Raw genomic sequence first — 18,754 nt, 5'->3', positions numbered from 1 at the left:
ACAGTTTTCGTCATCAGAACATCCTTGTCCTCCGCGACATTTGCCACCTTGTCCCAGGCCTCGCTCTGACGCATAAACAACTTCAGCCAAGTGAGTACGGAGAGGCGACATGCGCGCACGGATCTACCAGCCTTCGCGGAATGCGATGACATCGGGTACGGCCAAGACCCGGCATTGGGTGTTGGAATATGCCCCAGCATCCACGCGCGAGGTTGATCCGTTGATGGGCTGGACGTCTTCCAGTGACACCCAGACCCAGGTGCGTCTGAATTTCGACACCAAGGAAGAGGCGCTGGATTACGCCAAGGACAACGGTATCGACGCACAGGTCAGTGAACCGCATAAACGCAAGCCGAACCTGCGCGCGCGCGGTTATGGCGAGAATTTTGCCACCGATCGGCGCGCACCCTGGACGCATTAAATGATCGACATTCGCGAGGCTGACCCAACCTCCGACGCATTGCGCCCGGTGGTCGAGGCGCATTTTGCCCATAGCGAAACCGCCGGGCCAGCCGAGAGCAATCACACGATGGATGCCAGTGCCTTGGCCGGGCCCGGAATGCGGTTCTGGGCTTTGTATGAGGGTAACAAGGTGCTGGGCTGCGGCGCGCTCAAGGCGCTGCCGGATGGGACCGCCGAAGTCAAATCCGTGCATATCCTTGCCACCGCACGTGGCCGCGGTCTGGCGCGAGTGATGATGACCCATCTTGCTGATCACGCACGGGTCGAAGGGACCTCGGCGCTGGTTCTTGAGACGGGCGCCGATCATCTGTCCTACTACGACGCCGCGCGCAGGCTGTATGAAGCGCTGGGCTATTCCTATTGCGGCCCGATCTACGGCTATGAGGCCGACCCCAACAGCGCCTTCATGCGATTGGATCTAAAGCCCGCAGAATAGGCCGGTTGTTGGCACTATCTTCGTTCAGCAATGCCACGACCTGTTGCGTTTCGAGCCGTTGCCGCGTTGCGCCAGGTATCTGGACGAACAGAAAGCGGCCCGTTGGGCAGGTGTATTCGCTTGCAGACTTAAGAGCGCCGCTTGCCAGGGCATCCTCAAGCAAACATAGATGCCCCATCAGGATACCCGCACCTGCCTTCGCTTCTTCCACGGCCAGGCTGTACAGAGAGAACTGCGGCCCGGTCTGCGCATCCTGCAGTTCAATTCCCGTGTTCTGTGACCAGATTGTCCAATCGTCGTTCCAGGTCTGGTCATGCAGAAGGACGGTGTCGCCAAAGTGGTTCATACGTTCAATCTGGCTAGGCGCGCCGACCGGAGAGATGAGATCGGGGCAGATGCAAATCTGCTCGGGCTCAGCATCGGGTTCGCCAATGAATATGGCCAGATCGAACAATTCCCGATCAAGACTGGGTGGGTTTTCCATCGCGGTCACCGAAAAATTGATATGCGGAAACTGCGCCCTGACCCGGCTTAGCCGTTTTGGTAGCCAAAGCTGCGCAACAGATGGCAAGGCGGCGATATGAAAATCGGCGTTGGGTTTGAGGTTGCGGAGGGCACGCGCCGCCTCGGCCAACCCGTCGAACGCCGCAGAGAATTCAGCCACCAGCGAAGCCCCGGCCTTGGTCAGTTCCACCCCCTGCGCGTTGCGCCGAAACAACGCGGTACCTGCCCAGCCCTCCAATGTCTTGATGTGCTGCGAAATCGCTCCGGGCGTGACGCTCAATTCCTCAGCGGCGGCGACAAAGCTGACATGACGTGCGGCAGCTTCAAAGGCGCGCATTGCATTCAGCGGGGGCCCTTTCGGGCGTTTGGGCATGACACTCATTTCAAGCCTTAGTTTTTCTACGCCAAGAAATAGCAAATCTGCTTTGCGCTGTCACGGAATGGCTGCCACCATGCTGCAAAACGGAGGACGTCCAATGACGCTTGCACAACGAGATTGGGTGCCGAGCACCAGCGAAACCCTGATTCAGGACATAGCGGCGACGACGGCGTCCGCAACGTCTGCCGATCTGCTGGCCCGAATCGAACAGCTGGCCGAGCAGAACCGAGTGATCCATGAGGAAGAGTGCTTTAACCTCAACCCTGCGACCAATGTGATGAACCCGAAAGCCGAAGCGCTATTATCCTCTGGCATCGGGTCGCGCCCCTCTTTGGGGTATCCCGGTGACAAATACGAAATGGGACTGGAAGCGATCGAGGAAATCGAAGTGATCGCGGCCCAGCTTTGCGCGGATGTGTTCGATGCCAAATTCGCCGAGGTTCGTGTGCCTTCTGGTGCGATTGCCAACCTCTATGGCTTTATGGCCACCTGCAAACCGGGCGACACAATCATTGCGCCGCCCGCATCTCTAGGCGGGCATGTGACGCATCATGTCGATGGCTGCGCCGGCTTATACGGCTTGCGCACGATAGAGGCCCCGGTGAATGCCGATGGCTATACCGTTGATCTGGACCAACTGCGGGCGCTGGCACGGGCCGAGCGGCCCAAGTTGATTACGATTGGTGGCAGCCTGAACCTGTTCGAGCATCCCGTGTCCGAAGTGCGGTCCATCGCCGATGAGGTCGGGGCCAAGGTCATGTTCGATGCGGCCCATCAATGCGGCATTATTGCCGGGCGCGCCTGGTCCAACCCGCTGGCCGAGGGCGCGCATTTCATGACGATGAGCACCTATAAAAGCCTTGGTGGCCCTGCAGGTGGGCTGATCGTTTCGAATGATGCAGAAATCGCCAAAACGCTGGACGCTATCGCCTTTCCCGGCATGACGGCCAATTTTGATGCGGCGAAAACTGCCGCGCTTGCGGTCACGATGCTGGACTGGAAAGACTTTGGCGCGGCCTATGCGAAAGAGATGATCGCTATGGCGCAGGCATTGGCTGCGGCTATGGATGCACAAAATGTGCCTGTGTTCGCTGGGGCCGAGGGCTTTACCAACTCTCACCAGTTTGCCGTTCTGGCCGAGCCCTTTGGGGGCGGGCAAGCGGCCTCAAAAACCTTGCGCCAAAGTGGGTTCCTTGCCTGTGGCATCGGTCTGCCTGTGGCGGTGGTTGAAGGTGATATGAACGGTCTGCGGATTGGCACGCCCGAGCTTGTCCGCTGGGGGATGACCGCAGGCGATGCGGATCGTCTGGCGGGGTTGATCAAACAAGGTCTGCAAGGCGCGCCGATTGCCTCCGAGGTTTCAGCCTGGAGACGCGCGTTCAACACGCTCTGCTTTGTCCATTAGATCACCGTTTCCGAAAGCAACCGGCGCGCACGATGTTTTGTGATCGTTCAATCCCGGCCTTCACAAATGAATGGCCGGGATCTGTTCCGGTTGATCCAGGCTTAGTTTCCCAGAATTCCAGGCAGGCGCAGCCCGTGTTCACGAGCGCAATCCTTGGCCAGGTCATAACCAGCATCGGCGTGACGCCACACGCCCGAGGCAGGGTCGTTCCACAAAACGCGCTCCAGGCGTTTGGCAGCATCATCGGTGCCGTCGGCGCAGATCACCACACCCGCATGCTGGGAAAAGCCCATGCCAACGCCGCCGCCATGGTGCAGAGATACCCAAGTCGCGCCCGAGGCGGTGTTGACCAGTGCATTTAGCAGAGGCCAGTCCGAGACCGCGTCAGACCCGTCCTTCATCGCTTCGGTCTCGCGGTTGGGCGAGGCGACTGAACCGGAATCCAGATGGTCACGACCAATGACCACCGGCGCGCTTAGCTCGCCCGTTCTAACCATCTCGTTAAACGCCAGACCCAGGCGATGTCGGTCACCCAGACCAACCCAGCAGATACGCGCAGGAAGGCCTTGGAATGCGATCCGTTCGCGCGCCATATCCAGCCAGTTGTGCAGATGCGTGTTATCGGGCAGCAGTTCTTTGACCTTTTGATCGGTCTTGTAGATGTCCTCGGGGTCCCCCGACAAGGCCGCCCAGCGGAACGGGCCAATGCCACGGCAGAATAGCGGACGGATATAGGCAGGCACAAAGCCCGGGAAGGCGAAGGCGTCTTCCAGACCTTCCTCAAGCGCCATTTGCCGGATGTTGTTGCCATAGTCGATGGTTGGAACACCGTCATTGTGAAAGGCGACCATCGCCGCGACCTGTACTTTCATCGAGGTGCGGGCTGCCTTTTCGACCTCTTTCGGGGCGGTTTCAGCCTTGGCGCGCCACTCGGCCACGGTCCAGCCCTGCGGCAGGTATCCGTTGATCGGGTCATGCGCGCTAGTCTGATCGGTGACGATGTCGGGCTTGACGCCGCGCTTGTGGATCTCGGGGAAGATATCGGCGGCATTGCCGATCAGCGCCACGGATTTGGCTTCGCCCGCTTTGGTCCAACGCTCGATCATATCCAGCGCCTCGTCCAGGCTGTGGGTTTTCTCGTCGACATAGCGCGTGCGCAGTCGGAAATCGGCGGATTTCTCGTCGCACTCCACGGCCAGACAGCAGGCACCCGCCATCACAGCAGCCAGTGGCTGAGCACCGCCCATACCACCCAGACCCCCGGTCAGGATCCAACGGCCTTTCAGACTGCCACCATAGTGCTGGCGTCCTGCTTCCATGAAGGTCTCATAGGTGCCTTGGACGATGCCCTGCGACCCGATGTAAATCCAGGAACCCGCAGTCATCTGGCCATACATCGCCAGACCTTTCTTATCCAACTCGTTGAAGTGATCCCAATTCGCCCAATGCGGCACCAGGTTCGAGTTGGCAATCAGCACGCGCGGTGCGTCCTTGTGGGTTTTGACGATGGCGACGGGCTTTCCCGACTGCACGACCAGGGTTTCGTCCGCTTCCAGGTCTTTCAGGCTGTCGACGATCAGGTCGAAATCCTTCCAGGTTCGCGCGGCCCGGCCAATGCCGCCATATACTACCAGCTCGTGCGGGTTTTCTGCCACGTCAGGATGCAGGTTGTTCATCAGCATCCGCAGTGGTGCTTCGGTCAACCAGCTTTTGGCATTCAGTTCGGTCCCGGTTGGCGGATAGATGTCCCGGCTATTCTTACGAGGATCGCTCATCGATCATTCCCTTCAGATTGGATAGAGCCCGACAGGGCAAGGGCATTGAAGTTTTCAATCATGTGTTTCGGCTGCGGTCGCGCGCCATCATGGCAAAGACCGCCATCAGTTAAGGCCCGGCAAAGAGGCGTTCAGCGCATTCAGCAACGCGCCCGACGCGACTAATTCCTTTGCCGCTTTCAGGTCGGGCGCCATATAGCGATCCTCTTGCAGGCTCGAAACATCCTCGCGCAGCCGTGCGATGGCCTGTTGCAGCAACGGGCTCGTCTGGAGGGGCGCACGGAATTCGATGCCACGCGCGGCGCAGAGCAGCTCGACCCCAAGGATGTGGTTGAGATTTTCGACCATGCGGGCCAGCCGCCGCGCACCATGTGCTGCCATCGAGACGTGATCTTCCTGATTGGCGGAGGTGGGTGTTGAATCGGTGACACAAGGGTTGGCCAGATGCTTGTTCTCGCTCATCAAAGCGGCTGTCGTCACCTCTGCAATCATCAGGCCGGAATTCAATCCGGGTTCAGGTGTCAGGAAGGGCGGAAGATCGAAGCTGAGCGTTGGATCGACCATCAGAGCAATACGCCGTTGACTGATCGCGCCAATCTCGGACAATGCCAGCGCAATCATGTCAGCAGCGAACCCTACGGGTTCCGCGTGAAAATTACCACCGGACACGATCATATCCGCCTCGGTCAGCACAAGTGGGTTGTCTGTTGCAGCATTCGCTTCGATCAAAAGGGTCTGTGCGGCCTGTCGCAGGACATCCATCGCCGCACCAGTCACCTGCGGCTGACAGCGGATGCAATAGGGATCCTGAACACGTGTATCATCATCCCGGTGGCTTTCTCGAATTTCGGATTGCGCCAGTATCTCACGCATCGAACCTGCCGCTTCGATCTGGCCACGATGTCCTCGTAGCGCATGGATTTCGGGCTGCAGCGGAGCGGTTGATCCCATGATGGCATCGGTGGACATGGCCGAGATGACCAGCGCATTGCGCACAGCACGCCAGACTTCGAACAGACCGGCAAGCGCATAGGCCGTTGAAAACTGAGTGCCATTGATAAAGGCCAAACCTTCCTTGGGGCCAAGCTCGATCGGGGACAGGCCAGCCTTTGCAAGCGCCTCGGCACCCGGAAGAATTTCGCCTTTATATTCCGCCTCTCCCTCACCGATCACTACTGCGGTCATATGTGAAAGAGGTGCCAGGTCGCCTGACGCGCCAACCGATCCCTGATTCGGAACAACAGGGGTGACGCCTTTTTCCAGCATGCCTTGCATAAGTTCGACCAGTTGCCAGCGGACGCCAGATGCGCCACGGCCAAAACTCAATAGCTTAAGAGACATCATAAGCCGAACCATCCGGCGGGGCATCGCGTTTCCTACGCCGCAGCAATGGCTGAGGATCAGGTTTCGCTGCAAAGTGGCGGTGTCTTCAGATTTGATCTTGAGGCTGGCCAATTTGCCAAAACCCGTGTTGACGCCATAAACCGGTACATCACCCGCAGCGGCGATAGCGATCCGTTTCGCGGCCGCCTCGACCGCAGGACGACACGTCGGATCAAGTATGACCGAGGCTTCATCCCAATAGATGGTTTCAAGCTGAGGCAGAGTAGCCTGCCCGGGCGCCAGAGTGAGAGTTGTCACGCTTGACCTCCAAAGATGCGTTTGTGAAGCGGGTTGAACCCGATACGATAAGAAAGCTCGGCCGGACGGCCCACATTCCAGACCGCCAGATCGGCCCGCTGACCCGCGGCGATCATACCGCGATCACTCAAACCAAGGGCACGCGCTGCGTTACAGGTTACGCCCGCAAGTGTTTCCTCTGGCGTCATGCGGAACAGGGTGCAGCCCATATTCATGGTCAGAAGAAGAGATGTCAGGGGGGATGATCCCGGATTGCAATCGGTTGCCAGTGCCATTGGGACATCGTGTTTGCGCAGCAGCTCAATCGGAGGCTGACGCGTTTCACGCAGAGTATAGAACGCACCGGGCAGGATTACGCCCGCTGTTCCCGCCTGGGCCATGGTGATCACGCCGTCTTCGTCAAGATACTCGATATGATCCGCAGACAATGCGCCATAGGAGGCGGCAAGCTGCGCCCCGCCCAGATTAGAAAGCTGCTCGGCATGCAGTTTAACCGGAAGGCCAAGCGCTGCGGCGGCGTCAAAGACACGGGCGATCTGTTTGGGCTGAAAGGCGATCCCTTCGCAGAATCCGTCAACCGCATCGACCAGCCCTTCTACATGGGCGGCCCGCAAGGTCGGAATGACGACCTCGTCGATATAGGCGTCATCGCGCCCCTTGTACTCTGGCGGAGTCGCGTGGGCGCCCAGATATGTGGTTTGAACAGAAACCGGGCGACGTTTTCCAATTTCGCGCGCGGCGCGCAGCATGTTCAGCTCTGTCTGTTGTTCTAGCCCATAGCCGGACTTGATTTCGATAGTGGTCATGCCCTCTTGGATCATCGCGTCGACGCGGGGCAATGCACTTTCTATCAGCTCTTCCAGGCTGGCGGCCCGTGTCGCTTGAACGGTTGCGTTAATACCGCCTCCGGCGCGCGCAACCTGTTCATAGCTTGCACCATTCAGGCGCATTTCAAACTCTTGGGCGCGGTCGCCGCCAAATACAACATGGGTGTGGCAGTCGATCAAACCGGGCGTCACAAGGCGTCCGTTCAGATCCTCGGCCTCAAGCTCGGTATATTCATCGGGCAGATCGCGTCTGGGTCCGACCCATTCGATAAACTCACCTGATATTACGATGATGCCATCCTCGATTAGCCCATAAGGGCCCTGCTGGCTGGCTTGTGTTGCAATTTTCGCTCCACGAAGGGTTGTTTTACCAGTCATGAGAATCTGATCCCAAGTTGCAATGCTTCTGAAATAGGTATACTGATTACTGAATAATGTGTACACAAAATAATGAAAGGCATCGCGCCGAAGCCGCCTTCTTGGAGTCAAATTAGGTAGAGGTCATAGGTGCGGGGCAGCGTTACATGCTTCATTGCAGATGTCTTATGTGTATGTATAAGCCAATTAAGGCCGGTTTTTGAGTTGGGGAATTTTATGGCAAGGCCTCAGGGGAACATGAGCTTTCGGGACATCAAGCAGGTGGTTTTGGATCGAATCCAAACCGGTATCTGGAGCCCGGATTCCATTTTGCCAAACGAGGTGGATTTGGCCGCTGAATTCTCAAGTACACGAACAACGGTCAACCGGGCGTTGAGAGAGCTTGCCGAAGAAGGATACCTGGAAAGAAAACGCAAGGCCGGCACGCGGGTTCTGAATTCTCCCATCAGAAAGGCGCAATTTGCGATCCCTTTGGTGCGTGACGAGATAACGGCCACCGGTGCGGCCTATCGGTACTCTTTGGTGGACCGAGAGGTGCAACCCGCACCGTCCTGGCTGGTATCACGCCTCGACCTGAAAAAAGAGCAGGACGTCTTGCACCTGCGATGTATGCATTATGCCGACAACGTAGCGTTTCAGCTTGAGGTGCGATGGATTGTTGCCGACGTTGTACCTGAAGTGTTGGAGGAAAGTTTCGAACAATCGGGGCCGAATGACTGGTTGGTTAACAGGGTGCCATTCAGCAATCTGGAGCTTAGTTTCATGGCGACCAAGGCTGATGGTGAAATCTCCAAGTTCCTGGACACGCCACCTGGCGACCCGATCTTTACTGCCGAACGCATTACCTGGCTGCGTCGCGCGCCGGTGACATATGCCAAGCTTTACTTTGCGCCGGGATACCGGATGACGACGCATCTCTGATCTGACCGGAGTCCAGCTTTTGGGGCGGTAAAAAATGTCGGTTTTCGTCGGTCCGCCGAATTATGGGCTGACAGAACATCAAACAAAGGGAACGCGATGGCTGTTCAGAATCTGATGACGTTTAAGGCGGGTTCAACGCCGATTTTGCTGAATGTCCCACATGCCGGAACCTTGCTGCATCCGGAGGTAGAACGCCGTTTGCGACCCGCCGCGCTGGAGCTGAAGGATACGGATTGGCACATGGACAAGCTGGCGCTGCCTTGTGCCGAATTGGGTGTGGGTGTCATGGCGGCGCAGTATTCGCGCTATGTGGTGGACCTGAACCGTTCAGCTGATGACGCGCCGCTTTATTCCGGTCCGACAACCGGCCTGATATCGCAAATCGATTTTGACGGTCAGCCGCTTTATCTGGAAGGGCAAGAGCCAGATGGGCAAGAGACAAAGGCGCGCATCCAATCCTATTGGGCACCGTATCATCAGGCGCTCAAGGCTGAGATTCTGCGGATCAGGGCGCAGTTTGGCACCTGCATACTGTTGGATCTGCATTCCATCCGTTCCGAGGTGCCAAGGCTGTTTGATGGGGTGCTGCCGGATTTGAATCTGGGCACAAATAGCGGGGCCAGCACAGCCGCGCGCTTTGAGGCCTGCGCCGAAAGATCGCTGGGGTCCGGCCAATACAGCTTTGTCAAAAACGGCCGCTTTAAGGGAGGCTATATTACCCGGCACTATGGCCAACCCGACCAGAACATTCATGCGCTGCAACTCGAAATTGCACAGTCCACCTATATGATCGAGCACGCCCCTTGGGACCTTGTGCCCCCTAAGGCAGAGATGCTTGGCGCCGCGATCAAGAACCTTGTTACCGCGTTGCTGGATGAGGTTAACACCACCCGTGGATGACCCAAACAGACTCGCCGATACGGCATCCAAGTAAAGGAAAGTGGATGACAACTGGATTTCATTTCAAACAGGCACTGACGGACCAGGGCTGGCTTAGCAATATCTCCGTAACCGTTACGGAATCTGGTGAGTTCGGAGCACTGGTCGCGGACGACAATCCCAACGCCTATCCGGTGATTGAAAGCCCGGTTGTGCCAGGCATGCCCAACCTGCACAGTCATTCCTTTCAATACGCGATGGCGGGGTTATCAGAAGTGCGCCGGAATCCGGTCGACAGCTTCTGGTCCTGGCGCGAAATGATGTATTATTTCGCTCATAACGTATCGCCCGAGGACCTGCAGGCAATCACTGCCAAGCTGTATATGGAATTGCTCAAAGGCGGCTATACCGAGATTGTCGAGTTTCATTATCTGCACAACGAAGAGGATGGAGCGTACTACGCCCGACCTGAGGAGCTGTCTTCTGCTATTGTCTCTGCTGCAGATCGAACGAGCCTCAGCCTGACGCATCTTCCGGTGTTTTATGCACACGCAAATTTCGGTGGCGTGTCTCCGCAAGATGCTCAGAGGCGTTTCACCAATGCACGTGATCAATACGCTTTGCTGATCGAAACCCTGAAGCAGCAGCATGAAAAGCTTAACCTCGGAATCGCGCCGCATTCCCTGCGCGCCGTAACCGAGGATGAAATGTCATGGCTTATGGAGCTTCGGCAAGACCAGTTGCCGGGGTGTCCAGTTCATATCCATGTGGCCGAACAGACTAAAGAGGTGGAAGACAGTATCGCCCATAGTGGCAAACGCTCTGTTTCGGCGCTGATGGACCAGGTCCAGATTGACGCCGCGTGGTGCCTGATCCATGCCACCCATCTGGATGACGCCGAGGTTGCGGCCATTGCCGCTTCGGGCGCGACCGTAGGTCTGTGCCCGCTGACGGAATCAAATCTTGGAGACGGGATTTTCCGGGCGGTCGATTTCGTGGCAGCAAATGGCCATTTTGGTATCGGCTCGGACAGCAACATCTGTACCCAGGCAGTTCAGGAACTGCGCACACTGGAATATAGTCAGCGCCTGCTGCACCGGCAGCGCAATGTTATGTGCTCCAAGGACATGCCCAATGTTGGCGGTTATCTCTGGCAGACCGCCGCCCAGGGAGGAGCGCGTGCAGCCGGGCGCAATATCGGCCGTATCGCAGAAGGGTGCCGTGCCGATTTTGTAGAACTGTCTTACGATAGGAATGGTCTGATGGCGGCGGTGTCGCCCGGAGCCTTGCTGGATTTCCACATGTTCTCGGGTCAGCAGGCAGAAATCATTGCCGTCTATGTTGCTGGTCAAAAGGTCATTGAAGATGGTCAGCACCCCGATCACGAGTCCATCGACGCCGGATATATTTCCACCATACGTCGGTTGGCGCAAAAACTATGATGAAGGGTGAATAGAACCAACGGAACTCATTACTGCGCGAGCTTAAGAACCTTGGGGCACTTGGTGCTGGTCAGGCTGAATACATTGTCCGAGATCGCCGAGGAATTTTCTGTCACCCAGCCCATTGGTTTCGAACATTCCAGTTGGTTCGCGCCTTCCGTACCTTGTCACATCAATGGCGCGCGTGATGCTGGCGGATCTGAGCGAAACGGAACTGGATCACCGTACCCCCCATGACGGGTCTGGGCATGTGTGCGGTGCTATTAACAATTCCGGCCACCGCAATCAGCTGGGATCTGCAGAAGATCTGATCAAACAGGTTTGCCACTGCGCGGCACAATATCAAATTGCAGTGATGCAGGTGGCGGCATCCCAGTTTGCCGATGTATTCCGTCATCGTGACAGGCTGCATATGCGGCTTGAATTAGTCTGGTAAGTTCGACTCGGTTAGGGCCTTTTGAGGCATGGCTTCGAGGTGCAGTCCACCCAGCAATCAAGGTACCTGTATAAGCTTGCTCCGGTCAGAGATAATGCTGAAATCAGAGAGGTTTTTTGCCCCAAAACCTCATCTCTCCATCAAGTTGACAAGGCGAGGGATTTGGCTGATACAGCCAGAATATGAGCGGGCCGTTAGCTCAGCTGGATTAGAGCAGGGAACTTCTAATTCTCAGGTCGGGGGTTCGAGTCCTCCACGGCTCGCCAAATGCACAATTCCTAATTGAGTATACATCCGCCACCCTCAGATTACGACGTTGGCAAAGCTCTCGACTGTGACGATCGGACGTGGTTGTCCCGCCAGGCTTTCTGCATCGGTCAGACGCTGCGCCAATGGGTCGGCATCGCTAAGGGGGCCAAAGTTCAGCCCGGTTAATTTTTCCAAATCCCGGACGCGGATCTGGAATGTCTTATAGGCACCAAACTCAAATCCACCGACAGATTCCACGCTCCCCTGGTTCGAGAGCATCTGTTGGATGACCTCAACCTGGCTGAGCACATAGGCGGTGGAATGAAGGCGAAGAATGCCTTCGCTGCCATCCTCTTCGGCCAGCATGGTCACGAGCTTGAAGAACTTCAGGGGTACCGGCGATCCGGTATCTTTCAACATCGGCTCGTCACCGGTCAGGATTGGTCCGGTGAACACACAGGCCTTGAATCCATGTGTGCGCACATTTGTCATGATAAAGTTCTCAAGACCCAACCATTGCGCGTGGCTCCGGTTAAAGGCCCGGTGCTGTGGGGCAGCAGCGGTATAGTGAAAGCTGTCATCATTGGCCTGTTTGGCCTGTGCATCATCGACACCCCAATTTGTCGCCGCACGGCGAACCAGGTGGCCCCGGTCAATATCCGCGTGATCATAATCCTCTTTGCCGAGTTGGACATTTGCCGGGATGCGCAGGTCAGCGAACCACTTGTCGCTACCTCGTTTTTGCGGTCGGGTTTTGGCACCATCGATATTCAGCGCGGCAATGATCGGTGTTTTGAAAGTCGCAGAATAGAGAATGCCGAAATTCTGATAGCGCAATTCGTTGGGGCGTTCCGGGGTCGCATCCGACGGAGTGGCAAGTCCAAACGCATTCGGTACCATCGGCAGAGGGACCTCTGCCACTTGAAGGAAGTCCGGGTTGTACCCGTCGCGCGGTTCAAAATGGTCTGCGTCATGGTTTCCGTCAGGTCGTTCTGGCCGGACGATTTCAGTTCCGGGGATCGAGGTCGGCACCGCCCCGTCCAACAATGCGTTGACCGTGCTGATCCTGACCGCCGAGTTTCCGACGCCGAAGGTACCTGCATAATGCAGACCAACCGCTTTGCCGCTGTCCAACGAGATCACAGGCGAGCCCGAGTTGCCGCCCAAAGTCGTGCAGTCATGGCGCAGGATCGTCACGCCGCCATCTTCGATGAGAAATCCGGGCGAAAAGCGTTTCACGTCATACAGGTCGTTGAAATAGTTGGACATCTGCGTGGGGTCATTGCGCAGGGAATCCTTGGCGGGATACCCGATCACCGCGACGCATTCGCCGTGCTGGGCATCCGTATCGGCGCGCGGGATCGGCGTAGGCGTGAAATTGGCCGTATCTGCGGGCAGGTCGATCTTTCCAAGCGCGATATCTGCGGCCGCATCTTCGGCGATATAGGTGAACTTGCGAATGTCGAAAAGCCGGTCGGGGTCGGGTGTCGAGCCGACCTCTTCCAGGAAATCTATCCGGGCGCCATAGCGGGCATTGCCGGGGGCAAACATGAAGACACCATCGCCCAGGAAACTGCGCCGCGCGACCAGCTTGGCAACATGGCGATTGGTGATGATCAGCAGATGGTCGTCCTTCTTTTCGATCACCCAGCCAGTGCCACCCCAGCTAAAGTCATGATTGATAAACTCGATCCGCCCGACCGAGGCGATATTGTCTTCGGCCTTGCCGATACGAATATCGATATCTGGCGGAAAGTCGGACGAAAGTGTTTGTTTGCCTTCAACCTTACCGCCGCGCACGATCAGGGGCGGGCGTCCGACCGCGCGCACGATGGCTTCAAGTTGCGAGGGCGTAGAGCCAAAGCTTTCCAGCTTATTCATCTGCGCGCCCATCAATTCACGGGCACGATCCGGTGTCAGGCCCATTTCACCAAGAATGCCCGGACTGGTATCCAGAGCCTCACGCGCCTTGTCGATTGTTCCGGCATTTCCAAGGCCTTCTAGCCGGCTGAATGTTTCCTTTTCGAAATCGCTCATGGCATTAGTTCCTCAGCTAATATGAAGTTTTCAAACTCAGTCGATATGCCTCTAGAGATCGAGGTATTTTGGCCCCCGCCCTGTTTCGGCAAACATGGTCAGTGCCGGATGAAACACCACGGGCGCCCGGCTTTTGGTAAGCCAACCAAGGATTTCCTCTGTTCCTGAACCATGGGTGAGCCCCCGAGCAACTGGTGCAAGGCGGCGTTGCAGGGTTTGAGTGGACTTACCGCGCCCTTCGTTCAAAGGATCCGCCCAGAAGTTTAGAACTCGGTCTGCCAGACCATGACTGCCGCGTTCCAAAAGGTCGACGGTTCGACTTGACGTCAGGTCGCTCCATTTCCGTGTGGAATTCCATTCTGGTGGCGGTGGTGAGGGGAAGGCCCAATAGCCGCCGATGACTTGTTGCCAACGTCTTGCCGCGCGTGCGAGCGTTGGCAAGTCAGGGATCGGGTGGTAAAAACTGTACCCCTCGGCCCAATCAGCGGTAAGGCCCATGGCGCGCAGCAATGACAGCACGTCGGTGGGCCGGTCGGACATCTGGGCCATTGCGTCATCGATCCCCTGCAGGCCTGGGGCAAAGATGTCAGCCGCCTCATACAGGCCGGTGGCAAGGTTGGACAAATCGCTCAGAACACGACCCCGGCCGCTCACCTGAAACTCGTCGACAAGTGCCAGCATCCGGTCGAAATAGGGGTTCAACGGGGCCAGGGCGAGCCCGTAATCATCCGTCGGTAAGTCTGGGTTGGGCATGTCTGGTTCCAAATACTCCAACCCGAATTCCTGACGGATACCCCCCGCGAAGCGCAGTCTTTCATAGGTTAGTTCACGCGGGCCGTGATCCAGATAGGGGGCGATCAGGCCCAGAACCTCATGATCCCCCTCAAAGCTCATGCCCATTGCGATAAGCGCGAATTCCAGCGCTGCGGACTGCATTCCAATCCGGGATGATCGGTTCACAACGCGTAACGCGACTTCGTGGAATTCCTTGTCGTGCAGGTTCTCGATCAACTGTCTGAACCGGAACTCCCCCAATACCTCCAGCAGGATGCGGCCTTCCAGCTCGGGCCGCTCGTGCATTTGCCTTAGCACTGTGTCTTCGGGCAGAAGGTTGAACAGATCACGTGCCATGGACCAATGACCGCTTTGCCAGTTGTGGCACAGGATCAGGATACCAACCTCGCTTGCCGGATCATAGGCGCCCCGCAGCCCCTCGCGGATGATATGGGTCGCTTCGCGACGCTGGCCCTGTTCCAACATCGCGCGCAGGTCATTGACAGCGCGCTCATCCGGTGAGGCGACATATCCGCGGCTTTTGATAATCTGCGCCCGTGCAGTGGCCGCTTTTGGGGAAATTTGTACCAGTTTCGATGGGGGCAGATCGGAACCGCTGTCCAGCCCGGCTGCGCTGTATTCCCGCTGCTCGGTCTTTTGCACCGGGGCCGAACGCTGGCCGCGTGCCTGACGGATCAGGTCCTGCGCGTCGATTGGCAGCTCGGTCAGAAGATGTTCGGGGAAGCGTTCGGCCAATGAGGGGTCGATGCTTGGCGCGGCTTCTCCGACGCGCATAAGCTGAAGCGAATGGTACAGGAACAGCAGCGGATCGCGGTCGGCGTAATACGCACAGGCCGCGCGGTTGACCTGCGCGGTTTCGATGGGGCTTTGGCTGTAGGTCGGTTCCAACAGGTCCCGCCGCATATCGGCCTTATGGGTCAGTTGACCTTCGGTGGCGGCGTCCATCAGCCAGGATTGCAGACCAAGATCCGCGACGATTGTGCCTGCTTCGTCGCTGAGGTCGCCCAGCCCAAGCGCCGGTGCGACGATGCCGTTCAGATTGTCGGCGTTTATCTCGCTAAGAACCATGCCGTAATTGGCAATGCCGCGCAGATGCACGGGCAGGCGCGATGTGACGGCCCGGTTTACGATGCCTGCAGCAATCGGGTCATTCTCGTCTTCGGAGACTTCGGCCAATCGGCCCTCGGTCTGCACCTCGTCAATCAACAGCCGCAATTTCAACGGGTTGCCCTGACAGCGCAAAATGATCTGATCGCGGAATTCCTCGGGGATTCCGGCCTCATCCAGCGTTTGATTGACCAACTCGTCCTCGATCTGGTCGAGCTTGATGTATTCGCCCCGTCTTGGGTGATCATCGCCGAAAATCGGCCCGCGACCGGCAGAGATGATCGATACTTCGATCTGTTCCTTTTCCACAAAACGGTCCAGATCGCTCATCAGGTTGTTCACGAAAGTAGCGCCCTGACCATCCAGAACTTCAAGCGTATCCAGCAGGATAACCAGGCGCAGACCGGCATCAGCCACCGCATTGATCATCGCCCGGATCAACTGACGCGGTGTAAGGTCCGAGCTTTCGTAGATCTCTCGGGTGACCTGTTCGGAATATCGCAGCCGCAAATTGCGGAGTTCGGGGGCCGCTTGGGGTATTGCGGTACCGATCTGACGCGAGATCTCTTCAAAGATTGGACCGGTCTGCAATGAGGGCTGATCGAAATCCAGCCGGATCAGGATGACGTCTTCGCGTTCGCTTGTAATCTGGATGATGCGTTCCAGAAGGTAGGATTTTCCGATTCCGTACTGACCTTCGATATGCAGGGTTTTCAAAGGGGCATGGCGCAACGGATGGTCGATCCAGCGTTGAATCATGTCGATTTCGCTGACTCGCCCCACGAATTTCTCACCCAGGCGCTCTTTTGATCGGCGCTCGCGTCTGAGCAGGTTCAATCGGCTGCGCAGCCTGAACAGGCGGTCATATCCCGGCGCTTTTTGGCCTGCACGCTCTAACGTGACAAGGTGCTGCGACAGGTTTTGTTCATCTGTTTCCGCCTCGATAAGGTGATCCAGAGCGCTCGGTGCGAAACCTTCTCGTCCCGACAGAGCCTGCACGATCTCGGTCTGCGTTGCCGCCGAGTCGAACTCTTCGATCCCGGATAATTCGCGATGTCGTGCAGTCAGGCGCAGTATCCATTTCGTAGAGCTGCCCGACTTATCAACATGGCTCAACTCGCGCAGGGATGACATCAGCCGGGCCCGTAGCACCCGGTTGCGGTACTCATCTTCGCTCAGCACCTCGCGCATAAGCTGCCGTGGTTCAAATGCCCCTCGAAGGGCGGCGGCGCGCAGCAGGCGCGAACGAAGTTCTTCCTGCGCCTGGTTCATTCTTCTATCTCCAGAAAGCGTTTGGCCTCTTGGCGAACACGGGTGACAACGGTTTCCAGATGTTCACCATCGAATTCACCTGTGTTGTCAGGGCTCAACCCGGCCAGAGCAGAGTCCACCATTGCCCGTCGAGCAGCCGGTGTCAGCTCTTTTGCCGGGTCAAGCGAAGTGATCATGCTGTTAATTGTAGCCTCAACATCGCTACGTGTGAATGGTCCCAGCTCTTCCACCAATAGGCCGCTGCGCTGCGCGCCGTCGACCGCGCCGACATTGGCAAAACGCAGGGGCGACAGGCGATAGGTCTCATAGCCTGCGAGGATCAGGCGCAGGTTCTCGGATGTGGGCAAGCATTTGGCGATGTGCTCGAACTGTACCTGGGCACGTGGTGAGAGCCCTTCGGGCGGGTTGTCGAAATAGATCCACCATGTTTGCCCTGCGGTTTGGGCGGCCAGGTCCATGTCCGCAATCAGGGTCTCCGCGCGGCTGCCCTCGAATGCAACATCGGTGGTCTGGGCGGCGGTTGTTCCAGCAGCAGCGTCTGGCGAGGCGACGGTCCCGTTGGCCTTCTCGGCCAGATCTGCAAGTAAATCGTCCGTATTCAGGGTCGGCCCCAAACGGATGCAACGATGTTGCGGCGCGGCGTTAGGTGCTTCTTGCATCAGCAGATAGGATTCCAGCATGTCATAGCTGAAACCGAGACCGCGAATAGACGTCGTATCCTCGCGCCTGATCCAGATCCCACGCAGTTTGGATTTGGGATGATCCAGCATATGGGCAAGCCCGGTTACGAATTGGTTGCGGCCGATGATGATGGTTCCGTCAATGTCGCGGCTCAGCGACCACATGTCCCGCTGGTTCGAGTTTTTGCTGATCAGATCTTGGAAGTCGGGGTCATCGTGGAACTGCTCGAAAGGGACAAGCCGTTTGGTCGTCTCCCATTTGCCCTGGTGGATGCCCAGAAACCTGAACTGGCTGTCAAAACCTGGGCCACCCGATGACCCGCCGGATGTGTCGATGTCATGAGGGAACCGCTTGGCGCCAGGTTCTCGGTGCACTTTGCCGGGCATGAACCCCTTGGTGACACCTTCGGGGTAGTGGACCAATGTGAACAGGTCTGCACCCTCAAAATCGGGGGGATCGCCGGTCACATCGACACTGCCATAGGTATGCCCCAGCGGCAGGAATATCCGCAGCAGCGCGATATCCACCTCATCGCCCGGCGGCAGGTTCCCGGCCTTTTCACTGTCGTGATAGGGCCAGAGCTTTACGCATTTTGCCCGGTACCGCTTTTCGTCCGAGGCCAGTATTTCAAGCCGAGGGTCGACCCCGGCGGGCACGGCGTTTAGCGGGTCCAGAACATGGGCTGCGGTCAGCACCAGGTTTGGGGCCACAAACGCGCCGGATCCTTCGAATGTGTTTTTGATCCAGATCTGACAGCGAAAGCTTTCCGCGCGCGGGGCAAAATCGCCCAATGCGGCAAAGTCGAACGAATTATTCGCCGGTGTGCCGATCAGGGTGCCGTCAAACCGAGCGATGTTTTCGGCAAAAATCAGGTTACGGTCGCGCGGCACAGGGTCGGCGCCGCGCGCGCGCAGAAAATTGAGGAACTGTTTGACCTTCGCAGCGTCGACCAGAATTTCCAGCAAGACATCGGCAAGCGTTTCGCCGATATCTTCGTCTACACTTTCCTCGACGGCTTCATAATTCACCGGGTCATCAGGGTCGGGAAACAGCGCAGTCAAAGCATGACGCACAATCGGTTCATGCTTTCGGATTGCAATCCGGATATGCGCTGCATTCACCATCCGT

At 57.4% G+C, this 18,754-nt stretch carries 14 protein-coding genes and 1 tRNA gene; 8 read left to right on the top strand and 7 right to left on the bottom strand.

Annotated features, from left to right (window positions below):
• Positions 1–109: 109 nt before the first annotated feature.
• Together AC2FFF_RS05700 and AC2FFF_RS05695 are read left to right on the top strand one after the other, a co-directional pair.
• Positions 110–421, top strand: coding sequence for an ETC complex I subunit (locus AC2FFF_RS05700; protein WP_142635668.1), 312 nt, complete (start codon positions 110–112; stop codon positions 419–421).
• Entirely contained in the window at positions 422–898 is a 477-nt protein-coding gene (locus AC2FFF_RS05695; RefSeq protein ID WP_142635670.1) for a GNAT family N-acetyltransferase, read from the top strand. It abuts the gene before it with no gap.
• Here AC2FFF_RS05695 and AC2FFF_RS05690 read toward each other — a convergent pair.
• Entirely contained in the window at positions 867–1,775 is a 909-nt protein-coding gene (locus AC2FFF_RS05690; protein WP_281972491.1) for a LysR family transcriptional regulator, read from the bottom strand. The genes AC2FFF_RS05695 and AC2FFF_RS05690 overlap by 32 nt on opposite strands.
• Before the next feature lie 103 nt (positions 1,776–1,878).
• Between AC2FFF_RS05690 and glyA the strand changes: the two genes are divergently transcribed.
• Positions 1,879–3,186, top strand: a complete 1,308-nt coding sequence (gene glyA / locus AC2FFF_RS05685) for a serine hydroxymethyltransferase (RefSeq protein ID WP_281972490.1) — start codon at positions 1,879–1,881, stop codon at positions 3,184–3,186.
• A gap of 101 nt (positions 3,187–3,287) precedes the next feature.
• Here glyA and hutU read toward each other — a convergent pair whose 3' ends face one another.
• The 3 genes from hutU to hutI all read right to left on the bottom strand — a co-directional run bounded on the left by hutU (position 3,288) and on the right by hutI (position 7,807).
• A complete protein-coding gene (gene hutU, locus AC2FFF_RS05680) occupies positions 3,288–4,961 on the bottom strand; it encodes a urocanate hydratase (RefSeq protein ID WP_281972489.1) in 1,674 nt (557 codons plus the stop codon).
• 105 nt (positions 4,962–5,066) lie between these two features.
• The gene (gene hutH / locus AC2FFF_RS05675) at positions 5,067–6,602 is read right to left on the bottom strand and encodes a histidine ammonia-lyase (protein ID WP_271948295.1); all 1,536 of its coding nucleotides are present in this window, start codon (positions 6,600–6,602) and stop codon (positions 5,067–5,069) included.
• Positions 6,599–7,807: an imidazolonepropionase gene (hutI, locus tag AC2FFF_RS05670; protein ID WP_281972488.1), complete on the bottom strand. Its 1,209-nt coding sequence runs from the start codon at positions 7,805–7,807 to the stop codon at positions 6,599–6,601. The genes hutH and hutI overlap by 4 nt, the downstream gene beginning before the upstream one ends.
• Before the next feature lie 216 nt (positions 7,808–8,023).
• Here hutI and hutC point away from each other — a divergent pair, with 216 nt between their 5' ends.
• The 5 genes from hutC to AC2FFF_RS05645 all read left to right on the top strand — a co-directional run bounded on the left by hutC (position 8,024) and on the right by AC2FFF_RS05645 (position 11,751).
• Entirely contained in the window at positions 8,024–8,728 is a 705-nt protein-coding gene (gene hutC / locus AC2FFF_RS05665; RefSeq protein ID WP_281972487.1) for a histidine utilization transcriptional repressor HutC, read from the top strand.
• Positions 8,729–8,824: 96 nt separating this feature from the next.
• A complete protein-coding gene (hutG, locus tag AC2FFF_RS05660) occupies positions 8,825–9,628 on the top strand; it encodes an N-formylglutamate deformylase (protein ID WP_142635683.1) in 804 nt (267 codons plus the stop codon).
• 44 nt (positions 9,629–9,672) lie between these two features.
• Positions 9,673–11,049, top strand: a complete 1,377-nt coding sequence (locus tag AC2FFF_RS05655) for a formimidoylglutamate deiminase (protein ID WP_281972486.1) — start codon at positions 9,673–9,675, stop codon at positions 11,047–11,049.
• Between the two features lie 187 nt (positions 11,050–11,236).
• On the top strand, positions 11,237–11,485 hold the full coding sequence (locus AC2FFF_RS05650; RefSeq protein ID WP_496750580.1) for a hypothetical protein: 249 nt from the start codon (positions 11,237–11,239) through the stop codon (positions 11,483–11,485).
• Positions 11,486–11,673: 188 nt separating this feature from the next.
• Positions 11,674–11,751 (top strand) — tRNA-Arg (locus AC2FFF_RS05645).
• A 37-nt stretch (positions 11,752–11,788) separates the two neighbouring features.
• Here AC2FFF_RS05645 and AC2FFF_RS05640 read toward each other — a convergent pair.
• The 3 genes from AC2FFF_RS05640 to AC2FFF_RS05630 are packed head-to-tail and all read right to left on the bottom strand — an operon-like array spanning position 11,789 to position 18,750.
• Positions 11,789–13,771: a DNA/RNA non-specific endonuclease gene (locus AC2FFF_RS05640; RefSeq protein ID WP_281995356.1), complete on the bottom strand. Its 1,983-nt coding sequence runs from the start codon at positions 13,769–13,771 to the stop codon at positions 11,789–11,791.
• A 51-nt stretch (positions 13,772–13,822) separates the two neighbouring features.
• Entirely contained in the window at positions 13,823–16,945 is a 3,123-nt protein-coding gene (locus AC2FFF_RS05635) for an ATP-binding protein (protein WP_281972483.1), read from the bottom strand.
• Positions 16,942–18,750, bottom strand: coding sequence for a S1 family peptidase (locus AC2FFF_RS05630; protein ID WP_281972482.1), 1,809 nt, complete (start codon positions 18,748–18,750; stop codon positions 16,942–16,944). Before AC2FFF_RS05630 ends, AC2FFF_RS05635 begins: the two co-directional genes overlap by 4 nt.
• Positions 18,751–18,754 lie beyond the last annotated feature (4 nt).

The organism is Ruegeria sp. YTSA226, assembly GCF_059609905.1.
Note: the sequence above shows the minus strand (reverse complement) of the source record. Positions and strands in the feature narration are given on the sequence as shown.

Bases quoted from the DNA above. Each gene is read 5' to 3' on its own strand.
- AC2FFF_RS05700 (WP_142635668.1), top strand. From the start codon at position 110: ATGCGCGCACGGATCTACCAGCCTTCGCGGAATGCGATGACATCGGGT.
- AC2FFF_RS05695 (WP_142635670.1), top strand. From the start codon at position 422: ATGATCGACATTCGCGAGGCTGACCCAACCTCCGACGCATTGCGCCCG.
- AC2FFF_RS05690 (WP_281972491.1), bottom strand. From the start codon at position 1,775: ATGCCCAAACGCCCGAAAGGGCCCCCGCTGAATGCAATGCGCGCCTTT.
- glyA (WP_281972490.1), top strand. From the start codon at position 1,879: ATGACGCTTGCACAACGAGATTGGGTGCCGAGCACCAGCGAAACCCTG.
- hutU (WP_281972489.1), bottom strand. From the start codon at position 4,961: ATGAGCGATCCTCGTAAGAATAGCCGGGACATCTATCCGCCAACCGGG.
- hutI (WP_281972488.1), bottom strand. From the start codon at position 7,807: ATGACTGGTAAAACAACCCTTCGTGGAGCGAAAATTGCAACACAAGCC.
- hutC (WP_281972487.1), top strand. From the start codon at position 8,024: ATGGCAAGGCCTCAGGGGAACATGAGCTTTCGGGACATCAAGCAGGTG.
- hutG (WP_142635683.1), top strand. From the start codon at position 8,825: ATGGCTGTTCAGAATCTGATGACGTTTAAGGCGGGTTCAACGCCGATT.
- AC2FFF_RS05655 (WP_281972486.1), top strand. From the start codon at position 9,673: ATGACAACTGGATTTCATTTCAAACAGGCACTGACGGACCAGGGCTGG.
- AC2FFF_RS05650 (WP_496750580.1), top strand. From the start codon at position 11,237: ATGCTGGCGGATCTGAGCGAAACGGAACTGGATCACCGTACCCCCCAT.
- AC2FFF_RS05640 (WP_281995356.1), bottom strand. From the start codon at position 13,771: ATGAGCGATTTCGAAAAGGAAACATTCAGCCGGCTAGAAGGCCTTGGA.
- AC2FFF_RS05635 (WP_281972483.1), bottom strand. From the start codon at position 16,945: ATGAACCAGGCGCAGGAAGAACTTCGTTCGCGCCTGCTGCGCGCCGCC.
- AC2FFF_RS05630 (WP_281972482.1), bottom strand. From the start codon at position 18,750: ATGGTGAATGCAGCGCATATCCGGATTGCAATCCGAAAGCATGAACCG.